Consider the following 416-nt stretch of genomic DNA (forward strand, 5'->3'; position numbering starts at 1 on the left):
GGAACGACCCCCGGTACCGGGACCCCCTCTACCTCTGGCCCCAGGGCTTTCCCCCGGGGAACCTGGCCTTCTTCCGGGGCGGGCTTTACGTGGCCGGGCTTAGAGGAGAGGCCCTTTTGCGCCTGGACCTCGAGGGGGAAAGGGGGCGCTGGCGAGTGGCGGGGGGGGGGGCGGCGCCATCCGGGTTTGGGCGGCCGCGGGGGGGCCCGGGGGGGGCGGGCGGGGGCCTCTACGTCACCACCTCCAACCGGGACGGGCGGGGAAGGCCAAGGCCCGGGGACGACAAGGTGCTTCGCCTGGCTTAAGCTTGGGGCGTGGAGCGCCTTCTGCCGTTCCGTTTTGACGAGGAGGAAGGGGTCTTCTGGCTTCTGGACCAGAGGCGCCTTCCCCAGGAGGAGGTCTGGGTGCCCGTGCGC

Annotated in this window: 2 pseudogenes; both read left to right on the forward strand. The window is 72.4% G+C overall.

From position 1 onward, the window contains the following. A pseudogene (locus BVI061214_RS00365) lies at positions 1–305 on the forward strand (PQQ-dependent sugar dehydrogenase); the annotation flags it as partial. A gap of 9 nt (positions 306–314) precedes the next feature. Then, positions 315–416: pseudogene (locus BVI061214_RS12725) on the forward strand (S-methyl-5-thioribose-1-phosphate isomerase); the annotation flags it as partial.

The sequence above is a fragment of the Thermus aquaticus genome (assembly GCF_001280255.1).
In the GTDB taxonomy this organism is placed as follows: domain Bacteria; phylum Deinococcota; class Deinococci; order Deinococcales; family Thermaceae; genus Thermus; species Thermus aquaticus.